Source organism: Ornithinibacillus contaminans, from assembly GCF_001038425.2.
Taxonomy (GTDB): Bacteria; Bacillota; Bacilli; order Bacillales; family Amphibacillaceae; genus Ornithinibacillus; species Ornithinibacillus contaminans.
Window position 1 is genome coordinate 1 of sequence record NZ_LDPV02000005.1, and the last position, 2,197, is coordinate 2,197.

2 protein-coding genes and 1 pseudogene are annotated in these 2,197 nt (G+C 37.8%); all 3 read right to left on the reverse strand.

What is annotated here, in order from left to right; genetic code table 11:
- A partial coding sequence (locus tag JF53_RS00420) for a hypothetical protein (protein ID WP_157052435.1) occupies positions 1–528 on the reverse strand: 528 nt, incomplete at its 3' end.
- Between the two features lie 268 nt (positions 529–796).
- On the reverse strand, positions 797–1,123 hold the full coding sequence (locus JF53_RS00425; RefSeq protein WP_047982070.1) for a hypothetical protein: 327 nt from the start codon (positions 1,121–1,123) through the stop codon (positions 797–799).
- A 19-nt stretch (positions 1,124–1,142) separates the two neighbouring features.
- Positions 1,143–2,197, reverse strand: a pseudogene (locus tag JF53_RS17790) (hypothetical protein); the annotation flags it as partial.

Consider the following 2,197-nt stretch of genomic DNA (forward strand, 5'->3'; position numbering starts at 1 on the left):
CAAACTCTGTTCCTCATTCTTAAACAATTCCATATAATCCGATCTGGTTAATGGTTCATCGTAAAAGATCGCTTCGTAGGATCCAACTGCCCATGTACTCATGCTTGTAAATGTTGCATAATCAGGAATTTTGTAGTGCTGCGATAGATAAAGCATATTTTCTTCTGCTAGCTGCGAAGCAGATTTATATTCTGTCCATTGGGAAATCCCATCTTCTATATATTGAACCTGTTCATCTGCCACAGTCCGTTCCGTTGACGGAATAATCGTACCGTCTGGATACAGGTCCGTCAACGTTTTTGTATAATTGTAATACCACGTATTTCTTACATCAACCTCATTATAAATCGTTAAAAACCGTAGATTATCCACTATTGTTCTTCTAATGTCAGACGTTCTTTCAGTTTGATAACCTTCATACGTCCTTTGCTCCCGCGTCATAGACGAACCAGTCTTATATGACGCTAGTGTAGCATACGAACTATTTCGCTGTACATCTGTTTTCCCATATGAGGAACCTGTATCCATATTCGTTCTATGTACCTGATACCCAGACAGAGCACCTGTCGTATGGATTCAATCCCGCACTTCTTGACCATTCTACCAGGACGTACTACTTTGTAAACTCACACTACCGGCAAGGACTCCTTAATACCCAGCTAATAATGCTAAGTTACTTTCCATCAACCTTCGGCGGTGATTATTTTTAAAAGATAAAGAGTAATTTATGCGATACTGGGTCTACAAAAAAATATAAGCCACGAGAACTAAAATATCCTCGTGACCTATTATTATTTTAGATGCTTAAATCAATCATAAAGTTTGGCGTAACTTCAACTTCGATTACCTGCTCTTTACTCTGTTGCTTTAGTACTATTAGTTTTGATTTCTCGACCCTAATTTCCCCTACATTCTGTATTTCAATATCATATAATGGATTTTGGAGTTGGTCATGATTCAATCTTATTGTTACATATTGGTCATAAACCGAAAAAGAAAATGCTAATTCTAATCCTTGGGACCCTTGCATTTGATATTTGTAAATTTCAGCTTCTCTATCAATTATTATTGGTTCACTATTGAATAATTCAAGCAGCAAATATTCATCATAATTAATTGCCATGAAAACACCCCCTCCTCACTTATTTTGGAATTACCGTAATAACATCACCTATTGTATTTGTAATTACAGTAACGTCTTTACCATCATATTTTAGTGTATCAGGTCTATTTCCAACAGAAGGTTTAACATTTCTAATTGTATTCTCTACAACCATCGGTGGAACACCCCTTGGATCAACAAAATTTTTAAATTCTTTAGTACCTGGCTTTAATCCCTTTTCAAGAGCTCTTTTTTCTAACTCAGCTCTAACTTGAATAGTATCTGGCGCCATTCTTTCTAGTGAATGTTCTGAATATCTTCTTCCACCTATCTTACTGCCTCCACTAGGCATATCCCATCCATTATTATATTTACCTATACCCTTAGCAACATCACTAACATTATCAACACCATTTACAACATCAACCGCTTTTGAGCCATATCTTGTGGCATAGCCTGCATATTCTATAATTGGTAGTGTCATCGCTAGCGATAATCCAGCGTTTACTCCATCGCCTTCCAGTCCATAGATTCCAGCATTTATGGCATCTGGAATCGCACCTAATATTGGTACCATTCCTAATCCGTCTAAAACGACATGTGTTCCTGCCAGCATTTCATCCGTACCTGAATAATAAGCACCCGCAGGAATCTCGGGAACAATACTTTGTTTCGATAGTTGTTTATAAAATTCATTCTCGCGGATAACTGTGCCATCGGTGAACTCATAATACATGATACCATTTAAATCCGCTACGGTAGCTTTATGCCGTATCCCGGGCAAGCTCTGCTCCTCATTCTTAAACAATTCCATATAATCCGATCTAGTTAATGGTTCATCATAAAAGATCGCTTCGTAGGATCCAACTGCCCATGTACTCATGCTTGTAAATGTTGCATAGTCAGGAATTTTGTAGTGCTGCGATAGATAAAGCATATTTTCTTCTGCTAGCTGCGAAGCAGATTTATATTCTGTCCATTGGGAAATCCCATCTTCTATATATTGAACCTGTTCATCTGCCACAGTCCGTTCCGTTGACGGAATAATCGTACCGTCTGGATACAGGTCCGTCAACGTTTTTGTATAATTGTAAT